Origin of the sequence: Jongsikchunia kroppenstedtii DSM 45133 (assembly GCF_000380485.1) — a bacterium.
GTDB classification, from domain to species: Bacteria; Actinomycetota; Actinomycetes; order Mycobacteriales; family Mycobacteriaceae; genus Jongsikchunia; species Jongsikchunia kroppenstedtii.
Window position 1 is genome coordinate 177,027 of record NZ_AQYG01000051.1, and the last position, 17,187, is coordinate 194,213.

Here is a 17,187-nt window from a genome sequence, read left to right on the forward strand (position 1 = left end):
GACGGATACAGCGTGAGATACCGCAGCACCGATCGGTGCTGCGGCGGTTGGAAGTTCGGTCAGTCGACGCCGAGAGCGCTCAGCAGCCGGGTCCGCAGGGCGACGAGTTCGGCACCATCCCGATTGCGCGGACGCGCCGATTCGACAGGTGATTCGAATGCGATCTGCCCGTCGCGCAGCACCAGCACCCGGTCGGCCAGCGCGAGCGCCTCGTCGACATCGTGGGTGACCAGCAGGACGGCGGGGCGATGTCGCTGCCATAGGCTCAGCACCAGCCGATGCATGGTGATGCGGGTCAACGCGTCCAGCGCGCTGAACGGCTCGTCGAGCAGTAGCAGCCGCGGGTCTCGCACCAGGGCGCGGGCAAGCGAAACCCGTTGCGCCTGACCACCGGAGAGCGTCACCGGCCAGGCATCGGCGTGGTCGGTCAGTCCGACCTCGTCGAGCGCCTGCCGGGCGACCTGCTTGGGGTTCTTGGCGTCGAGCCCCAGCGCCGTGTTGGCCAGCACCGACTTCCACGGCAGCAGCCGCGGTTCCTGGAAGGCGACCGCGACCGGTCCCTCGACCTCCAGTGCCCCCGTCACGCCGTCGTCCAGACCGGCGATAGCCCGCAACAGGGTCGACTTGCCGGAACCGCTGCGTCCGAGCAGCGCGACGAATTCACCCGGAGCGATGGTCAGGTCGAGCCCATCGAGCACCCGGGATACGCCGAATTCCCTTGTCAAATCCCGGGTGTAGACCACCGGCTGGGCGACCGGATGGTCACGGGTGCTGTCGATCAGTTCACCAATTCGCGGCGCCATGCCAGTGCCCTCCGCTCCGCGATGCGCACCAGCCAGTCGGTGATCAGACCCAGGATCGTATACACGATGAGTGCCACGAAGATGACGTCGTTCTGCAGGAACTGCGTCGCCTGATTGATCAGGAAGCCCAGTCCCGCCTTCGTATTCAGTTGCTCGGCCACGACCAGCGACAACCAGGCGGCACCGAGACTCTGCCGCAGCCCGACCAGGATCTGCGGCAGCGCGCCCGGCAGCACCACGTGACGCAGCACCTCGAGCCGGTTCAGCCCGAGCACCCGTCCGGCCTCGACGAATTTCGGATCCACGCTGCGGATGCCGGCGAAGGTGTTGAGATACAACGGAATCCCGGCGCCCAGCGCGATCAGCAGCAGTTTCGGCTCTTGGCCGATGCCGAACCACACGATGAACACCGGCACCAACCCGAACAGTGGGATGGTGCGCAGCATCTGCATCAGCGGGTCGACGATGGTCTCGCCGACCCGGCTCAGCCCGGACACCACGGCGAATACCAGCGCGACCGCCGCACCCAGCGCGAATCCGGATGCCATCCGCTCCAGCGACGCCACCAGCGCGCCCTGCAGCGTTCCATATGCCGGCGAATCGGTGGTGATCAGTCGTATGGCCGTCTGCCACACGTCGACCGGCGATGGCACCTTCTGCGGTGACACGGCGCCGGTGGCGCTCGCGATCTGCCACAACACCAGCAGCGCAATGGGACTCAGCAGCCGGCACCAGCCCGGTATCGACCGCTGTCGACTCCGAGCTGCTCGTGCCGGGCGTTCGGCACGTGCTGCCGGCTCGACGTCGGGTGCCGGTGTCGATGCGATCACCGGCGCAGTACTGATGCTCATGCCGACAGTGTGGTCGGCCGCCGTTGCGCCGTGGAGGTTTGCGATCAGGCTGAATTCAGAGCGCCGCGCGCCCCAGACGCGACACCGCCTCGCCGAGTCGGTCGGCGGTGAGCGTCGCGAAGCTGAGCCGCAGGCAGTCACGCAGATCCGCCGCGACGGCGAATGCGGCGCCCGGCACATAGCCGACACCATGCTCGACCGCAGTGGGCAGCAATTGTTCCGCATCGATTCCCGGGATCTGGACCCAGCAGAACATGCCGCCCTCCGGTTCGGCGAAGATCGCCCGATCGCCCAGTTCGGCGTGCAGCGCCGTCACCAGCGCATCGCACCGCGCCTGATATTCGGTGCGCTGCGTCGCCAGATGCGCGGTCAGCCACGGCGTGTCCGCGAGCAGCTCGGCGACGATCAGCTGGCTCAGGGTCGAGCCGCACAGGTCGGCCGCCTGCCGCAGGCGCTCCACCACCGCGAGGACCTCGACCGGTGCGCTCATCCAACCGACCCGCAGCGCCGGCGCCAGGATCTTCGACGCGGAGCCGAGCCGGATCACCCGGTCCGACCGGGCGGCGATCGGCTCGATCGTCTCGCCCCGGAACCGCAGCTCACCGTAGGGATCGTCCTCGACGATCCAGAACCCGTACCGGTCAGCCAGCGCCACCAGCCGGTCGCGGGTCGCCGCCGTCGCGGTGACCCCGCGGGGATTGTGGAAATTGCTCACCGTGTGCACGATCTTCGGCCGCACCCCCGCCTCGAGCAGGCGCGTCAGCTCGTCGGCGTCGGTGCCGTCGGGCCCTATCGGGATCGCCCGGATGTCGGCCCGCACGGCCTGGAACACCTGCAGGGCCCCGACGTACACCGGATCGTCGACGACCACCACCTCGCCCGGGTCGACCAGGGCCTGAGCCAGGAGCGACAGCGCCTGCTGGGAGCCGTGCGTCACCAGCACCGCCGCCTGGTCCACACCGAGCCGATCGGCGACTGCCGCCCGACAGCGCGCGGCGCCGGCGCTCGCGGTGTACTGCAACGCGCCCGGATCGGCCAGTGCGTTCTGCGCTGCAGCCGAAATACGCTGCGCCGGCAGCAGTTCCGGCGCCGGGAGGCCGCCGGCCATGCTGAGTACCTCGGGCCGCTCGGTCAGTGCCAGCAGATCACGGATCGCCGAACCGCGGACATTCGCGGCGGCCTTCGATGCGAGGGGCGCGGACATGCATTGACGATAGCGGGGTCGCTGTCCAGATACCGAACAATTTTCTTACATAATGAGACATAGTTGGGGCGGTTCGGGCCACCCAGTTTTAAGCCACCCAGTTTTAACCAGGCTGATTCGCAGCCTCCAGCGCCGTCGTCACCGTGGATACGCTCGACGTTGCGAACAGAAGCGCTGTCAGCACACTCGAGCAGGAGATCTGGGCGTGACCGTCACCGACGAATACCTTGCCAACAACCGTGCGTACGCCGCCGACTTCAGCGGTCCGCTCCCCCTGCCACCGAGCAAGCACGTCGCGGTGGTGGCATGCATGGATGCCCGTCTGGACGTGTACCGCGTCCTCGGCCTGCAGGAGGGTGAGGCGCACGTCATTCGCAACGCCGGCGGGGTCGTCACCGACGACGAAATCCGCTCGCTCGCCATCAGCCAGCGGCTGTTGGGCACCAAAGAGATCATCCTGATCCACCACACCGACTGTGGCATGTTGACTTTCACCGACGACGAGTTCAAGAGGACCATCCAGGACGAGACCGGCCTGAAACCGGAATGGGCCGCGGAAGCCTTCCCCGACGTCGAGGAGGACGTGCGCCAGTCGCTCCGTCGCATCCAGGTCAGCCCCTTTGTGACCAAGCACGAATCGTTGCGGGGTTTCGTCTTCGACGTGGCCACCGGCAGGCTCGACGAAGTGACCCTCTAGCGCGACCACCCGCGTACAGCCGAAACCGTCAGACGCCAACACCGCAGCGATAGCGCTGCGGTGTTGGCGGTTCTGCGCCTCAGCCCAGACTGAACGGCTGCCCGTACAGAGTGATGATCTGATCGACCGTGTCGTTGAAGATCCAGATATTGACGTAGGAGCGGGCCTGGGCGTAGCCGGCGCAGCCGACGACGGACAGCGAGACATTGCGGTAGCTGTACGTCCCATCGGCGGCGTTGTTGTAGTTGACCCACGGCTTGTGCTGGTCGGCGCCGAAAGCGTCGGCCCGCTCATGATCGGTGATGTTGTACTGGACGGTTCGCCCGGGACCGAGGGTCAGCGTCGTGCCGAGGGTGGCCGAATCCGTGGGGGTGCTGGACGTCGCCGTTCCGGTGTTCGCACCCGAGGCGCTCAGGCCGCTGACGGACACCTGGCACCCCACGACGTAGCCGGCCTGGATCCGGAACTGCGGCGACGGCTTGCTGAGATGCACGCTGTAGCGGCCGGACACATTGGCATTGCGCTGCAACGGAGTTCCACCGAGCGACGGGGTGACGGTGGCGACCTCGCCGGAGCGGGCCACGCTGACGACCGTGCCGTCCGACAGTGTCCTGCTCTGTGTTTGGGCCGGCAGTCGGATGGTTCCGGCGGCGGCGGTCGCGGAACCTGCGACCAGTACGGCGACCGTTGCCGTGCCGACTATGGCGGCGGCCCCGGCGGTCCGGCGGACGCTGGAAAAACGGACAGACATGATGAATCCTTCAGTGGCTATGCGGTTGATGGGCGGTTGATGGGGCTATGCGGGAGATGGCCCGATTGGCGGCGTCGGTCGACTCAGCCGACGGAGAACGGCTGCCCGTAGGCCTCGATCTTCTGGTGGTCTGACCCACCCGTCTCGACGACGGCATAGGCGCGGGCCTGTGCGTATCCGCCGCAGCCCTCGATGTTGACCTGGAAGTCGCGGTAGTCGATCACGTAGTTGCCGGACTTGGCGATGTTCTTGTAATCGATGAGGACGTAGTTGACCGCGCCGGGGGTCAGCGGGACCGATAGCGAGCCGGTGAGCGCGCCCGAACTGCTCGACAGCGTCGTCGACCCGCCGATCGACAGGCTGCCGACGCCCACCTGGCAGCCGATGATGTAGCCGACCGAGAAGGTCGCCGCGCCGCCCGTCCAGGCGGTGCCATTGGAACCGGGAAGGGTGCTCTCGCCGAGCGGACCATTGTTCGGATCGGCGGCCTTGGCCGTCAGATGTGGTGCGTTGACCGTGACGTGGGCGCTCAGCCAGGCGACACGGCCCGCACCGTTGGCGGCAAGGGATGGAGAGACCCGGGCGACCTGCTGGGTGATCGACAATCGCAGGCCGCTGTCGCCGGGTTCACTGACGTTGGGCAGCCTGGCCACGGTGTCCGCATGCGCCTCGGTGGCCAGGAGTGTGCCGAGTGCGACGGCACTGAGGGCGGCGAACAGGAGCCGGGCGGGTCTTGCTGCTGGAGACATGGGGATTCCTTCAACTCGGATCGTACCAATCCGAACGGTTTCAGATTGGTTGCGCTGGAATGATTTTCGCACTGAAATTTCTCATGCAGGCGGCGTGGTCCGCGATGGTTCGAATCAGACGTATTGTTTAAAACAAACAGCTTTCGGCCACCGGCCTCGCGCGACCGGCCATCCGGCGCACGAAAGCTGCTGGCGCACCCGACTTTCGGATGCGCCAGCAGTGGCGGTAGGCGCGCTTGCGCGCCGTTCGGAGGGTGTGTCCGTCGTCAGGCGGCGTAGACCTCGAGCAGGTTCGGCTGATCCAGAGTCGAGTAGTGCGACGCGTCACCCTTGAGTATGCGGCTGTGCTCGCCGTGAATATCCACCGGAACATCGCCGGCCAACGTGACACGGTGAAGCTGCCGCTGCTGGTCGCCGAAGTCGGCGACACCGTAATGCTGGGTGGCACGGTTGTCCCAGATCACCAGATCGCCCGGGCTCCAGTTCCAGCGGAACGTGTTCTCCAGGCGCGTGGTTCGCGACTGAAGGAGCTGGAAGACCGCCTGGAACTCCGAGGGTTTCAACGACGGGAACTCGGACACGAAATGACCCAGCAGCAGGCTCCGCTCCCCCGTCTGCGGGTGCACTCGCACCACGGGGTGCAGGGTCTGATACTCGGTGCTCGTGAATTCCTTGTAGTGCTCCGCACGACTCTCCGGGCCGCCCGAGCCGTTGTGCTGGGTGGCCGTGGCGTAGTCGTACAGGTTGGTGTGCTTGGCCCACAAGCCATCCACGAACGCACGCAGCGGCGCAGGCAGCTGCTCATAGGCGGCCACCGTCGAGGCGAACGTGGTCGCACCACCCCACGCGGGCAGCGTGATCGGCCGCAGCAGTGAGGCTTTCGGGATGCGGTCGACGAACGAGACATCGGTGTGCCAGCTGTTCGCCGCCCCCTCGATGGTCAGCAGCCGCTCCCCGCGCGACGTGACGGTCGGGTGCGGTCCTGTCGGATCGCCCAGCAGCTGCGCGAACGCGTACTGGCTGTCGTCATCCAGGTGGTCCTGCCCCGTGAAAGCGATCGCCTTGTTCAGCGCCAGGGCCAGCCGGATGGCCTCGACCTGCTCCGGCGGCACATCGCCACCCAGTCGAACGCCACCGATCTGCGCGCCGATATTCTCGCCGCGCCGTTGAACCGTGATTCCGGCGTCCCGATAGATATCTTCGGCGGCCGCGTGGCGGTCGGAGCGATTCTCGATCTGTGTCAAAGTCATTAGGTCCCTCTCGTCATTGAATTCGATCCGCTGCGTGAATGTGCGCTCACGACAATCACCACGACACCACGGGATTCGATACCGCCAGAGGTATTGATTCCCGATGAATAAAACCGGAATAGATTCACACCGATCAATCGGCCTGCAGTTCGGCGGCTTCATCGATCTCGCGGCGCACCGAATCGGGCACCCGCACCGTCCCCGGGACGTATGTCACGGCACGCAGCACCGGGCCGAACTCGAACAGTCCGCGACGCCGACGCAGCTCGACGTCGACCGGGCCGCGGGCGTCGAGACCGACACTGATGCCGGTCCACGGCGCCATCCCGACAAGCTGAAACTGATCGTCCAGGTCAGCGACCGCGGTCTCGACACCCTCGGCAACCGCCACCAGTCTGAAGTTCCAGCGCACCGACTCGGTCGCGGTCGCCTGCAGCCTGACCTGTGAGGTTCGCTCCGGCAGTCGGCCGGCCACCCGCGCCACACGCCCGTAGCTGTTGAAGACGAAGGTCAACACCCCGTCCTCGACGTAGAGCAGATAGCCGCCCTGCGGATCACCGTGGGCCACCAGCACTCCCTCGTCGGAGGCGGTCCACCCCGACAGCTCGATCACGATCTCGAAGTCCCGGTAGGCGATCAGCCGACTCGATCGATAGCGCTCGAGCGTGGGTGTGCCGCGCAGCAGTCGCACCGGCTGGGAGTAGCGCCCCTCGCTCGGCCGACGCCGGGCCTGCGCAGCTGCGGAATCAAATAGCGGAAACACCGTGTTGTGCCATGCGGCGCGGTCCCAGGCCGCCGCGAGCTCGGCGACCTTGTCGGGATGCTGTGCCGCGACATCGCGCGTCTCCGCCGGGTCCGTGCGGACGTCGTACAGCTCCCATTCGGGATCGTCGACCTTCGCCGGATCGCGATGCAGGGACAGCAGTTTCCAGCCGTCGCGATAGAAGCCCCGGTGCCCACCGAACTCCGCGTACTGCTCGGTGTGCGGCGAGTCGGCCTGTCCGTCGCGCAGGACCGCGGCGATGCTGACGCCGTCCCGCTGTGCCGCCGGCGAGCCGTGCCGGGTCGCGGGGGTCGGAACGCCCGCGAGCTCGAGCAAGGTGGGAGCCAGGTCGGTGACGTAGGAGAACTGCCGCCGCACGCCGCTGTCGTCGGCAGCCCGGGCCAGCCCGGCCGGCCAGGAGATGACAAAGGGCACTCGCACCCCACCGGCGAACGTCTGGCCCTTGTAGAAGCGGAAGGGCGTGTTGGAGGCCTGGCCCCAACCACGCGGATAGTGCACCCCGAGCGCCGGCGACCCGATCAGGCCCTCGTCATGCGGGACGTCGCGTTCCCAATCCGGAGGCACCGGTCCATGCACGAACTGGCTGAAATAGGACCGCGTCCCCCGCGGGCCACCCTCGGCGGTCCCACCGTTGTCCGAGGTGAACACGATGATGGTGTTGTCGAGTTCACCGAGTTCGTCCAAGGTCTCGGTGATTCGACCGAGGCTCTGGTCGATGCTGTCGACCATCGCGGCGTAGACCTCCTGGTAGCGCTGAAACCGCCGTTGCTCCTCGGGCGTCAGGTCGGTCCAGGCGGGCGCGTCGTAGCCCGGCTCGGTGTTGCGTTCGGCGATCGGCGTGCCGGGATCGAACAGGCCGGCATTCACCTGCCGCTCGAAGCGTTCGGCCCGCACCGCGTCCCAACCCCGCTGGTACCGGCCGCGGTACTTGTCCAGGTCGGACCTCTTCGCCTGATGCGGACCGTGCATCGCGATATGCGCGAAGTACAGAAAGAACGGCTTGTCCGCGTCGTGCGCGCGCAGCGCCTTGATCTCGCCGATCGCCCGGTCGGTGAGGTCGTCGGTCACGTAGTAGCCATCGGGGTACTCGCGCACGTCGACCACGGAGTTGTCGGCGATCAACTGGTTCGGATAGAAGAACGAGTTGAGACCTTCCAATGACCCGTAGTAGCTGTCGAATCCCCGCTGCAGCGGCCACGAGTCACGCGTGCGGCCCGGACTCATGTTCGCGTCCCGCACGAGATGCCACTTGCCCACCGCGTATGTCGCATAGCCACCCGCGCGCAGGATCTCCGGCAGCGTCAGTACGTCGTCGCCCAGCTCGAGCCGCAGACCCGGAAAACCCGGATCCGAGTTCGCGACGCTGCCGTAACCCGCGCGGTGCGGGTTGAGCCCGGTCAGCAGCGCGGCCCTGGCCGGCGAACACACCGGAGTCGTGTGGTAGTTGCTGAGTCGGTATCCGCTCTCGGCCAGCCGGTCGATGTTGGGCGTATCGATCTCCGCGCCGAACGGCCCGATATCGGAATAGCCCATGTCGTCGACCAGCACCACGACGATGTTCGGGGCGCCCACCGATGCTGACGGCTCGGGCGGCCACCACGCCTGCGACTGCGACGTCGTACGGCCGACGATCCCCCCGAAGTCTTCGTATCCGCGCGCGTCGTCGGCAAGCTGCGATTGCTTATTCTCGGTCACCTATGAATAGATCCTTCGTGATTTCAATTTTTCGCCACAGTCGGCGGTCTCCAATAGCAACCAAAGACTCCCAAACCCGCCGGCATTGTAAACAGTTAAATTTTCCCTAAATTCAATCGATCCGAAATTGATATTTCTGTTCAAGTATTTGTCGCATGACCCCCGTTCGGGTGTCTACTTCGTATTCCGACGAGCCCGAAATGTGGTGTCATGCGCCGACGAGAACGTCTCCGAGTTGGTTGGGCGGCCCTGCTGGTCGTCGCGGTGTTCGGTGTCGCCGGGTGCCAGTCGGCGGTGCACCAGCGTTCGCACTCAGGCGGTTCCGCGGCCGGCCAGGCCCGCAACGGCGGAGACCTGCGGGTGGGCGTCCTCGACGATCTGCAGCCGAAGACCTTCCTGCAGATCAATCAGCCGGGTCCGGACGGGATCGTGTCCGCGAACGTCTTCGACACCCTGATCCGTTACGCGAATGACAAGCTCGACGTGCGGCCGGCCCTGGCGACGGCGTGGCATCTCGCGCCCGACGGGCTCTCGCTGACGCTGGATCTGCGTCAGGGTGTCACGTTCCACGACGGCCGGCCGTTCGTCTCCTCCGACGTCGAGAACTCCATCAAGACGTATCTCGGCGGCCCGTGGACCCCGCAGTTCAAACGCACGGCGGCGGCGATAACCTCGTACGACACAACGGATCCGCACCGCGTGGTACTGCACTTCGAGCACCCGCTGAGCAACATCTTCGACCTGCTCGATTCCGCCCCCATCCTCGACCAGAACTCGCTCGCCGACCTCAAGGCGGGCAAGAAGTTCATCGGCACCGGGCCGTACAAGTTCGCGTCGTGGACGCCGAACTCCACGGTGAAGCTCGTCCGCAACGACCAGTATTGGGGCGGCGCGCCGAAATTGGACTCGATCACGCTGGTGGTGGGGAAAGACCCGGAGTCGCTCTATACGCGGCTGCGCACCGGACAGCTGGACGTCGCGTTCGAGCTGGCAAGCCACGATCAGCGACTCGCCACGTCGCGCTACGGATTCACCAACATCTCGCTTTCCGGCGGCGAGGCCCAGGAGTACGTCGGCGTCAACGTGACCAACCCGACGTTGCGGGATGTGCGGGTGCGCAAGGCGATTGCCTACGCCATCGACCGAAAGCGCATCATCGATGACGTCTATCAGGGCAGCGGCTACCCGATCAACGTGCCCTGGCCCAAGACGTCACCGGCCTACGATCCCGCGGCCAACACGGTCTACACCCGCGACGTCGCCAAGGCCAAAGCCCTTGTCGCCCAGGTCGGCTCGATCCCCACCGTGGACCTCGACTACTCGACTCAGGGTTCCGACCGCGTCATCGCCGAGATCGTTCAGTCGAATCTCAAGGACGTCGGCATCACCGTGAACCTGGTGCCCAACGACCAGACCGTTCAAGGCACCAAGCTGATCGCCGGCACCTACAGCGGACTCTGGATCCAGCAGCACGCCTTCGCGCAGTACACGCCGTCGACTCTCGCGGTGACGGCATACCCGTTCAATGCCGCCAAGAATTCCTCGCACTATCAGAACGACGCCTACACCGCCGCGGCCAACGCGGCCTGGCTGGCGCCGCTGCCGACGTCGCCTGCGGCCGTCAATGCGTATCGAGAACTCGACCGGCGCTGGCTCGACGATCTGTTTCTCGTCGAGATCGGCGTGGTGATCCCGCAGGCGGCCGCCGCCCCCGACGTCAGCGGCGTCGACTGGGACCGCCGCGACCAGCCGCATTTCGCCGGCACCTACTTCAACTCGGCCGGGAGGTCCTGACCCATGGTTTCGTATCTATTGCGTCGCATCCCCACCGCGATCGTGGTGCTGTTCGTCGCATCCCTGCTCATCTTCTCGGTGCTGCGGCTGGTGCCGGGCTCACCGGCAGCAGCCCTGGCGGGACCCGACGCGTCGCCGGCAGACCTGGCCGCGATCGAGCACAGCCTGGGACTGGACCGTAGCTTCTTCACTCAATACTTCAGCTGGCTCGGCCACCTGCTCACCGGCGATCTCGGCACGAGCTACGCGGTGGGCGGCAGCGTCCGCTCCCTCGTGGGCTTCGGACTGACCAACACCGTGGTGCTGACGGTCACCGCGCTGGTGATCGCCATCGTTCTGGCATTCGCACTCGCCCTCGCCGGCGTGCTCTACGACAACCGGATCCTGCGCGGGGTGCTGACCGCCGTCAACGCATTGGCCATCGCGCTGCCCACCTTCGTGGTGGGCACGACCCTGATCCTGTTGTTCTCCATACATTTCCGGCTGCTGCCGGCCGGCGGCACCCCGCCGAAAGGCTTCACCGACAGCGTGCAGATCAGTGCGCAGTATCTGATACTCCCCGCCTTGACGCTGGGCCTGCCGACCGGGGCATTGCTGGCCAGGTTCCTCACCGAGGCGCTGCGCACCGAACTGAATCAGCCGTACGCGGTGACCGCCAAGGCGCTCGGCGCGACCCGGCGCGACGTCGTCCTCAAGCATGCGCTGCGAAATGCCTTGCCGCCGACGCTCACCGCACTCGGACTCAGTATCGGCGGTCTGCTCGGCGGCGCGGTCCTGGTCGAGTCGATCTTCGGCTGGCCCGGGCTCGGCCTGCTCACCGAAGAAAGCATTTTCACCCGCGACTACCCACTGGTCCAGGTGCTGGTTCTGTTGTCCGTCACGGTATTCGTGGCCATCCAGCTCCTCGCCGACGTGCTGCACGCCTGGATCGATCCCCGAATCCGATTGGCAGGAAACCGATGACCGCCACCACCGAGAATTCCGAATCCACCGGCCTGGGCCGCGGCACCGGGATCGGCCCCGGACTGGTTCCGGAATCACCTGACGACCGCAACCACCCGAGCATTCGAGTTCCACTCTGGCGCAGCGTTACTCGCGGCCAGGGTCTCCTCGGTCTGGCGCTGGTGCTGACGGTGATCGCCCTCGGTGTCGTCGGGCCCCTGTTTCTCTCGTACACCGCCGATCAGCAGATAGACGGCGCCTACCTGCTGCCGGCGAGCGGCAGTCATTGGTTCGGTACCGATGACGTCAACCGCGACGTCCTCACTCGAATCCTCTACGGCATCCGGGTCGACCTGCTGATCGTCTTCATCTCGGTGCCGGTCGGCGCGGCCGTCGGCACCCTGCTCGGCCTCGTCTCGGTCGGGCGCAGCGTCACCGACGTGATCGCTCAACGCGTCTTCGATGTCATCCTCGCGTTTCCCGTCTTGATCCTCGGCATCGCTCTCACGGCGATCCTCGGCCCGGGAGCGCTGACGGTCGGCATCGTGATCGCGCTCGCCGAAGTCCCGATATTCGGCCGCCTGACGCGCACGGCGGTCCTGCGCGTGCGCGAGATGCCGTACGTGGAGGCGGCCCGGGTGAGCGGCGCCGGCACGACGCGCATCCTGCTGCGCCACGTCCTGCCGAACTCCGTGGAGACACTCGGCGTCCAGTTCGCGCTGTCGCTGTCGCTCGGCGTCTTCGTCGAGGGAGCCATGAGCTACCTGGGAATCGGCGTGAAGGCCCCCACCCCCTCACTGGGCTCGATCCTCGCGGCCGGCAACGACTACATGGAGACCAATCCCTGGTTCTCGGTCGGCCCACTGCTCGTCGTCTCGGCCCTGGTACTGGGCTTCTATCTGATCGCACAGTCGATCTCCACCGACCGGAGGACCGCACTATGACATCGCCGACGCCCGCGACCCCGCAGGCCTCACACCCGCCCGCGTTGCAGGTCGACGATCTGCACGTGACGTTCAACTATCCCCGCCCGGCCGTATCCGGTATCAGCCTCCGCGTCGATCGCGGTGAAATCGTCGCTCTCGTAGGCGAATCCGGTTCGGGCAAGACGATGACCGCGCGCGCCGCCATCGGCTTGCTGCCCGACGGCGCAGTCGCGACGGGATCGGTGAAGGTGAACGGCCGGGAAGTGCTCGGCCAGACGGAGCGAACCCTGGAGTCGATTCGCGGCAAGAGTGTCGCGATGATCTTCCAGGAACCCCAGACGGCGTTGAATCCGGTCCAGACCGTCGGATGGCAGCTTCGCCAGGCCCTCACCACACATCAACGACTGTCCCGGTCGCAGGCACAGCGCCGGGCGATCGAGCTGCTTGAGCTGGTGGAGATTCCCGATCCCGGGCAGCGGGTCGCCTATTACCCGCACCAGCTCTCCGGCGGCCAGAAACAGCGCGTGGTGATCGCTCTGGCACTCGCCAACGACCCCGCCTTGCTGCTCGCCGACGAACCCACGACCGCCCTGGACGTCTCCGTGCAGCGCGACATCCTCGATCTGCTCGCCCGACTCCGCGATCGAACAGACGCCGGAATCCTGCTCATCACACACAATCTCGGTGTCGTCGCCGATATCGCCGACCGGGTCGTGGTCGTCCAGCTCGGAGAGTCGATCGAGACCGGCGATGTCTACGACGTGTTCGCCAAGCCCGAACAGCCCTATACCCGCCAACTCCTGAGTGCAGTTCCGCGGCTGCCGGCCGCCGCCGATGCCGCGCCGGCCGGTGGTGGACAGGCGACGCCCGACGACGATCACCGGGTCCTCGACGTGGAGAAGGTCACGGTGATCCATCGCGCGGCGCTCGGCACCAAGGCGCACACGGCTCTGCGGGACGTCTCACTCGGCGTTCGCAAGGGTGAGGTGATCGGCGTCGTCGGCGAATCGGGCTCGGGCAAAACCACTCTCGGTCGCGCCATCGGCGGTCTGCTGCCACTGGCCGCAGGCCGGATTCTCGTCGAGGGCGACGATATCGCCGCCATCTCCAGGTCCGGGCTGCGCGCGGTGCGCCGCAAGCTCGCGTTCGTGCCGCAGGATCCGACCGCGTCTCTCGATCCGCGCTTCACCCTTGCCGAATCCATCGCCGAGCCGCTCGACATCCAGGGCATCGGAGATCACCGGAGCCGGCGACGGCGGGTCGACGAACTGCTCGACGCAGTTCACCTCCCCCGTTCCTTCGGTAGCCGGCTACCGCACGAGCTGTCCGGCGGCCAGCGCCAGCGCGTCGCCCTCGCCCGGGCCCTGTCCACCAGACCCGCGCTGCTCATCGCCGATGAGCCCACCAGCGCGCTGGACGTTTCGGTGCAGGCGCGCATCCTCGAATTGTTCGCGGAACTGCAGCAGGAGCTCGGCTTCGCGGCGATCTTCATCAGCCACGACCTTGCCGTCGTCCAACAGGTGTCGGACCGGGTCGCCGTCCTGCGCAACGGCGAGGTGGTGGAATCCGGTGCGGCGCTGCGCGTTCTGACCGCACCCGCGTCGGATTACACCGCCGAACTCGTCGCGGCGGTTCCCTATCCCGACCCGGTGATCCAACGCACCCGGCGCGGCGCGCTGACACCGTGACGGGACAGATGTTCTTACATAATGGGACGGCGCCACCGTTGTGATCGATTCGGCCGCCCGCCATCGGTCGGGCGCGCCACACTCGATTCCATGACGGTGATGAAAGCAGCAGTATTCGCGGGCGCTGGCCCATCACTTGCGCTGGAAGAGATTCCGATTCCCGAACCGCATGGCGGCGAGGTACTGATCAAGGTCGCGGCCTGCGGCGTCTGTCATACGGACCTGCACGTCATGAAGTCGGAGGTCGCCTTCCCGACGCCGGCCGTCCTCGGGCATGAGGTCTCCGGTGTCGTCGAACGTGTCGGCGCCGACGTCGAGCACCTCGCGGTGGGCGACCGCGTGGTCTGCAGCTTCATCATGCCGTGCGGCGACTGCCGGCATTGCGTTCGCGGCGCCGAGGATCTCTGCGAGCGGTTCTTCGCCTACAACCGGCTCCGCGGCACCCTCTATAACGGCACCACCCGACTGCACCGCGCGGACGGCACACCGCTGGCGATGTACTCGATGGCCGGGCTGGCCGAATACTGTGTCACCCCCGCCTCGTCGGCGTTCGTGGTGCCCGATGACGTGAGCCTGGACGCGGTCGCCATCCTCGGCTGCAGTTCGTTCACCGCGCTCGGCGCCGTCAACACCGCCGAGCTCCGGGTCGGAGACCGGATCGCGGTGGTGGCCACGGGCGGCGTCGGCACCTCCATCGTGCAGTTCGCGAAAGCCGTTGGCGCGAGCCAGATCATCGCGATCGACATCGACGACGACAAACTGCACGCGGTACGGGCCCTGGGGGCCACCCACACGATCAACTCGCGCACCACCGACGTCTCCGATGCCGTGCGGCAGATCACCGAAGGTCATGGGGTCGACGTCGCGTTCGAGGCGCTCGGCAGCCCGACGACGTTCGCCACCGCGTGCGACATCGTCGACGACGGCGGGCGGGTGGTCGTGGTCGGCATCGCCCCCGCCGGATCGACCGGTGACGTCGATCTCGCCCGGCTGGTGCGTCGCAAGGTGCAGGTGCGCGGCTCTTACGGGGGCAAGGCTCGCCGCGACATGCCGGCGTTGCTGCGGATGGTGGCCGGCGGCACGATCGCACCCCAGGAGGCGATCACCCGTCGATATCCGCTCGACCAAGCCGACGACGCGTATCAGGCGCTCGCCAGGGGCGAGATCGTCGGCCGAGCCGTCATCGAGATGCCCTCATAGACGGGGATCGCGCCTAGGCCAAGTCCCTCGATCCGGTTTTGGCCGAGCTGCTCTCGTCCACCAGCGGCGCCGGGGCCTCCATGCTCGCCTCCCCCGCTACTGCGGCGAGTTCGACACCCACCGACTCGGCGACCGGAGCCTTCGGCTTGCCGGTGAACAACGACGCGACCGCGCCCAGCACGCAGCAGATGAGCGCGAACGTGAACGCCGCGGTGAGTCCGTCCGAGAACGGGTCGGAGATCAAGTGCGGGAAGAAGTCCAAGCCGGTCAGATGGTCGACGCTGGCCTGCGGCAGCCCGTGCATCGACTGGCCCGCGACCTGCTGGATCGGGTTGTAGCCGAGGAACGCCGCGAACAGGATGCCGACCGTCGGGATGTGCGCGATGCCCTGTGCCGCTTGGTCCGGCATGCCGTTCTGGGTGAGTCCGCCGTACATCGCCGACGGCAGATGCGCGCTCAGGCCGGCGATCATCAGCGAGAAGAACACGCCGATCGACAGCACCATGGCCGCGTTCTGGAACGTGGTCATCATGCCCGCGCCCGAGCCGCGCGAGGTGATCGGCAAGCTGTTCATCACCTCGGTCCGGTTCGGCGCCGCGAACAGACCCATGGCGACCCCGTTGATCAGCAGGATCACCGCGAACACCCAGTAGTCGAAATTGACCGGCAACGCGATCAGCGCACCGAATGTGCCTGCCGTCAAGAGCATTCCGAGTGTGGTGAACCACTTGGTGCCGAGCCGGTCGGACAGGGCGCCGGCAACCGGCGCGCTGAGCAGGAAGCCGATCGTCATCGGGACCATGTAGATGCCGGCCCACAGCGGCGTCCGCGAATAGTCGTAACCGTGCTGCGGCAACCAGATTCCCTGCAGCCAGATGATCAGGATGAACTGCAGACCACCGCGGCCGATCGACGCCATCAGGTTCGCGATGTTGCCGAAGGCGAACGAACGATTCTTGAACAGCGAGAGCTGGAACAGCGGGCTCTCGACCTTGGTCTCGATGACGCCGAAGATCGCCAGCATGATGGCGCCACCGACGAGCGCACCGATCACCCACGGGTTGCCCCAGCCCATGTTGGCGCCGTGGTACGGCTGGATGCCATAGGTGATCGCGACCAGGATCGCGATCAGGCCCACCGCGAAGGTGATGTTGCCCCACCAATCCATCTGGGCATGTTTGCGCTCGCCGAGATCGTGCAGCTTCATATACGCCCAAATGGTGCCGATGACGCCGAACGGCACCGATACCAGGAAGATGTAGTGCCACTGCACGGGCGCGAGCACACCGCCGATCAGCAGGCCGAGGAACGACCCGGCGATGGCCGCCACGCCGTTGATACCCATTGCGAGCCCGCGCTGGTTGGCCGGGAAGGCGTCGGTCAGGATCGCCGACGAGTTCGCCATCAGGAACGCACCGCCGATGCCCTGGATGACGCGCCAGAAGATCAGCCAGATCGCCGCCTCGGCACCGTCGAACCAGGTGATCGCCAAGAAGATCGACGAGATCGTGAAGACCAGGAAACCCATGTTGTACATCCGGGCACGGCCGAACATGTCGCCGAGCCGGCCGAAGCTGACCACCAGCACGGCGGTGACGACGAGGAAGCCCATCATCATCCACAGCAGGTAGCTGGTGTTGGAGGGCTCCAACGGGTTCAGGTGGATGCCCTTGAAGATGTCGGGCAGGGCGATCAGCACAATCGATGAGTTGATCGTCGCGATCAACATGCCCAGCGTGGTGTTCGACAGGGCGATCCACTTGTAGTGCGGCCCGAGCTCCTCGAGCGTCCGGTGACGGGACCCCCGGGAGCGGCCTCCGCCTGGCGCGCCGGCCCCCGTCGCCGAGTGTCCG

14 protein-coding genes are annotated in these 17,187 nt (G+C 66.5%); 6 read left to right on the plus strand and 8 right to left on the minus strand.

The features are described 5' to 3' along the window. Window positions 1-59: 59 nt before the first annotated feature. Genes G341_RS0118815 through G341_RS0118825 form a run of 3 tightly spaced genes read right to left on the minus strand, consistent with a single transcriptional unit; the run spans window position 60 to window position 2,858 of the window. Window positions 60-803, minus strand: a complete 744-nt coding sequence (locus G341_RS0118815; protein ID WP_018180724.1) for an ABC transporter ATP-binding protein — start codon at window positions 801-803, stop codon at window positions 60-62. Further along, window positions 779-1,654 carry an ABC transporter permease gene (locus G341_RS0118820; protein ID WP_018180725.1) on the minus strand — a complete coding sequence of 292 codons (876 nt, stop codon included), beginning with the start codon at window positions 1,652-1,654 and terminating at the stop codon, window positions 779-781. The genes G341_RS0118815 and G341_RS0118820 overlap by 25 nt, the downstream gene beginning before the upstream one ends. A 55-nt stretch (window positions 1,655-1,709) precedes the next feature. After that, on the minus strand, window positions 1,710-2,858 hold the full coding sequence (locus tag G341_RS0118825; protein WP_018180726.1) for an aminotransferase-like domain-containing protein: 1,149 nt from the start codon (window positions 2,856-2,858) through the stop codon (window positions 1,710-1,712). 205 nt (window positions 2,859-3,063) lie between these two features. Here G341_RS0118825 and G341_RS0118830 point away from each other — a divergent pair, with 205 nt between their 5' ends. After that, complete coding sequence (locus tag G341_RS0118830) at window positions 3,064-3,555, plus strand: beta-class carbonic anhydrase (RefSeq protein ID WP_018180727.1); 492 nt, start codon at window positions 3,064-3,066, stop codon at window positions 3,553-3,555. Window positions 3,556-3,634: 79 nt separating this feature from the next. On the opposite strand, the gene G341_RS0118835 is transcribed toward G341_RS0118830, so the two are convergent. The 4 genes from G341_RS0118835 to G341_RS0118850 form a co-directional block, all read right to left on the minus strand. After that, window positions 3,635-4,306 (minus strand): MspA family porin, encoded by a 672-nt coding sequence (locus G341_RS0118835; RefSeq protein WP_018180728.1) that lies wholly within the window; start codon window positions 4,304-4,306, stop codon window positions 3,635-3,637. Between the two features lie 83 nt (window positions 4,307-4,389). Next, window positions 4,390-5,055 carry an MspA family porin gene (locus tag G341_RS0118840; protein WP_018180729.1) on the minus strand — a complete coding sequence of 222 codons (666 nt, stop codon included), beginning with the start codon at window positions 5,053-5,055 and terminating at the stop codon, window positions 4,390-4,392. A 266-nt stretch (window positions 5,056-5,321) separates the two neighbouring features. Further along, window positions 5,322-6,305, minus strand: coding sequence for a TauD/TfdA dioxygenase family protein (locus G341_RS0118845; protein WP_018180730.1), 984 nt, complete (start codon window positions 6,303-6,305; stop codon window positions 5,322-5,324). A gap of 133 nt (window positions 6,306-6,438) precedes the next feature. After that, a complete protein-coding gene (locus tag G341_RS0118850) occupies window positions 6,439-8,784 on the minus strand; it encodes an arylsulfatase (protein WP_018180731.1) in 2,346 nt (781 codons plus the stop codon). Between the two features lie 210 nt (window positions 8,785-8,994). Between G341_RS0118850 and G341_RS0118855 the strand changes: the two genes are divergently transcribed. From G341_RS0118855 to G341_RS0118875, 5 genes are all read left to right on the plus strand, one after another. Next, the gene (locus G341_RS0118855; RefSeq protein ID WP_018180732.1) at window positions 8,995-10,578 is read left to right on the plus strand and encodes an ABC transporter substrate-binding protein; all 1,584 of its coding nucleotides are present in this window, start codon (window positions 8,995-8,997) and stop codon (window positions 10,576-10,578) included. 3 nt (window positions 10,579-10,581) lie between these two features. After that, entirely contained in the window at window positions 10,582-11,541 is a 960-nt protein-coding gene (locus tag G341_RS0118860) for an ABC transporter permease (protein WP_018180733.1), read from the plus strand. Beyond that, on the plus strand, window positions 11,538-12,464 hold the full coding sequence (locus G341_RS0118865; protein WP_018180734.1) for an ABC transporter permease: 927 nt from the start codon (window positions 11,538-11,540) through the stop codon (window positions 12,462-12,464). Before G341_RS0118860 ends, G341_RS0118865 begins: the two co-directional genes overlap by 4 nt. Beyond that, window positions 12,461-14,134 (plus strand): dipeptide ABC transporter ATP-binding protein, encoded by a 1,674-nt coding sequence (locus tag G341_RS0118870; RefSeq protein ID WP_018180735.1) that lies wholly within the window; start codon window positions 12,461-12,463, stop codon window positions 14,132-14,134. The genes G341_RS0118865 and G341_RS0118870 overlap by 4 nt, the downstream gene beginning before the upstream one ends. A 99-nt stretch (window positions 14,135-14,233) precedes the next feature. After that, window positions 14,234-15,334 (plus strand): zinc-binding dehydrogenase, encoded by a 1,101-nt coding sequence (locus G341_RS0118875; RefSeq protein ID WP_026303882.1) that lies wholly within the window; start codon window positions 14,234-14,236, stop codon window positions 15,332-15,334. A 13-nt stretch (window positions 15,335-15,347) separates the two neighbouring features. Here the strand turns inward: G341_RS0118875 and G341_RS0118880 are convergent, their stop codons facing one another. Further along, the gene (locus G341_RS0118880) at window positions 15,348-17,063 is read right to left on the minus strand and encodes an MFS transporter (RefSeq protein ID WP_245557073.1); all 1,716 of its coding nucleotides are present in this window, start codon (window positions 17,061-17,063) and stop codon (window positions 15,348-15,350) included. Between the last annotated feature and the right edge of the window lie 124 nt (window positions 17,064-17,187).

Coding starts and splice junctions, on each gene's coding strand:
- G341_RS0118865 (WP_018180734.1), top strand. CDS start 11,538: ATGACCGCCACCACCGAGAATTCCGAATCCACCGGCCTGGGCCGCGGC.
- G341_RS0118855 (WP_018180732.1), top strand. CDS start 8,995: ATGCGCCGACGAGAACGTCTCCGAGTTGGTTGGGCGGCCCTGCTGGTC.
- G341_RS0118825 (WP_018180726.1), bottom strand. CDS start 2,858: ATGTCCGCGCCCCTCGCATCGAAGGCCGCCGCGAATGTCCGCGGTTCG.
- G341_RS0118875 (WP_026303882.1), top strand. CDS start 14,234: ATGAAAGCAGCAGTATTCGCGGGCGCTGGCCCATCACTTGCGCTGGAA.
- G341_RS0118870 (WP_018180735.1), top strand. CDS start 12,461: ATGACATCGCCGACGCCCGCGACCCCGCAGGCCTCACACCCGCCCGCG.
- G341_RS0118835 (WP_018180728.1), bottom strand. CDS start 4,306: ATGTCTGTCCGTTTTTCCAGCGTCCGCCGGACCGCCGGGGCCGCCGCC.
- G341_RS0118880 (WP_245557073.1), bottom strand. CDS start 17,063: ATGTTGATCGCGACGATCAACTCATCGATTGTGCTGATCGCCCTGCCC.
- G341_RS0118820 (WP_018180725.1), bottom strand. CDS start 1,654: ATGAGCATCAGTACTGCGCCGGTGATCGCATCGACACCGGCACCCGAC.
- G341_RS0118860 (WP_018180733.1), top strand. CDS start 10,582: ATGGTTTCGTATCTATTGCGTCGCATCCCCACCGCGATCGTGGTGCTG.
- G341_RS0118840 (WP_018180729.1), bottom strand. CDS start 5,055: ATGTCTCCAGCAGCAAGACCCGCCCGGCTCCTGTTCGCCGCCCTCAGT.
- G341_RS0118845 (WP_018180730.1), bottom strand. CDS start 6,305: ATGACTTTGACACAGATCGAGAATCGCTCCGACCGCCACGCGGCCGCC.
- G341_RS0118815 (WP_018180724.1), bottom strand. CDS start 803: ATGGCGCCGCGAATTGGTGAACTGATCGACAGCACCCGTGACCATCCG.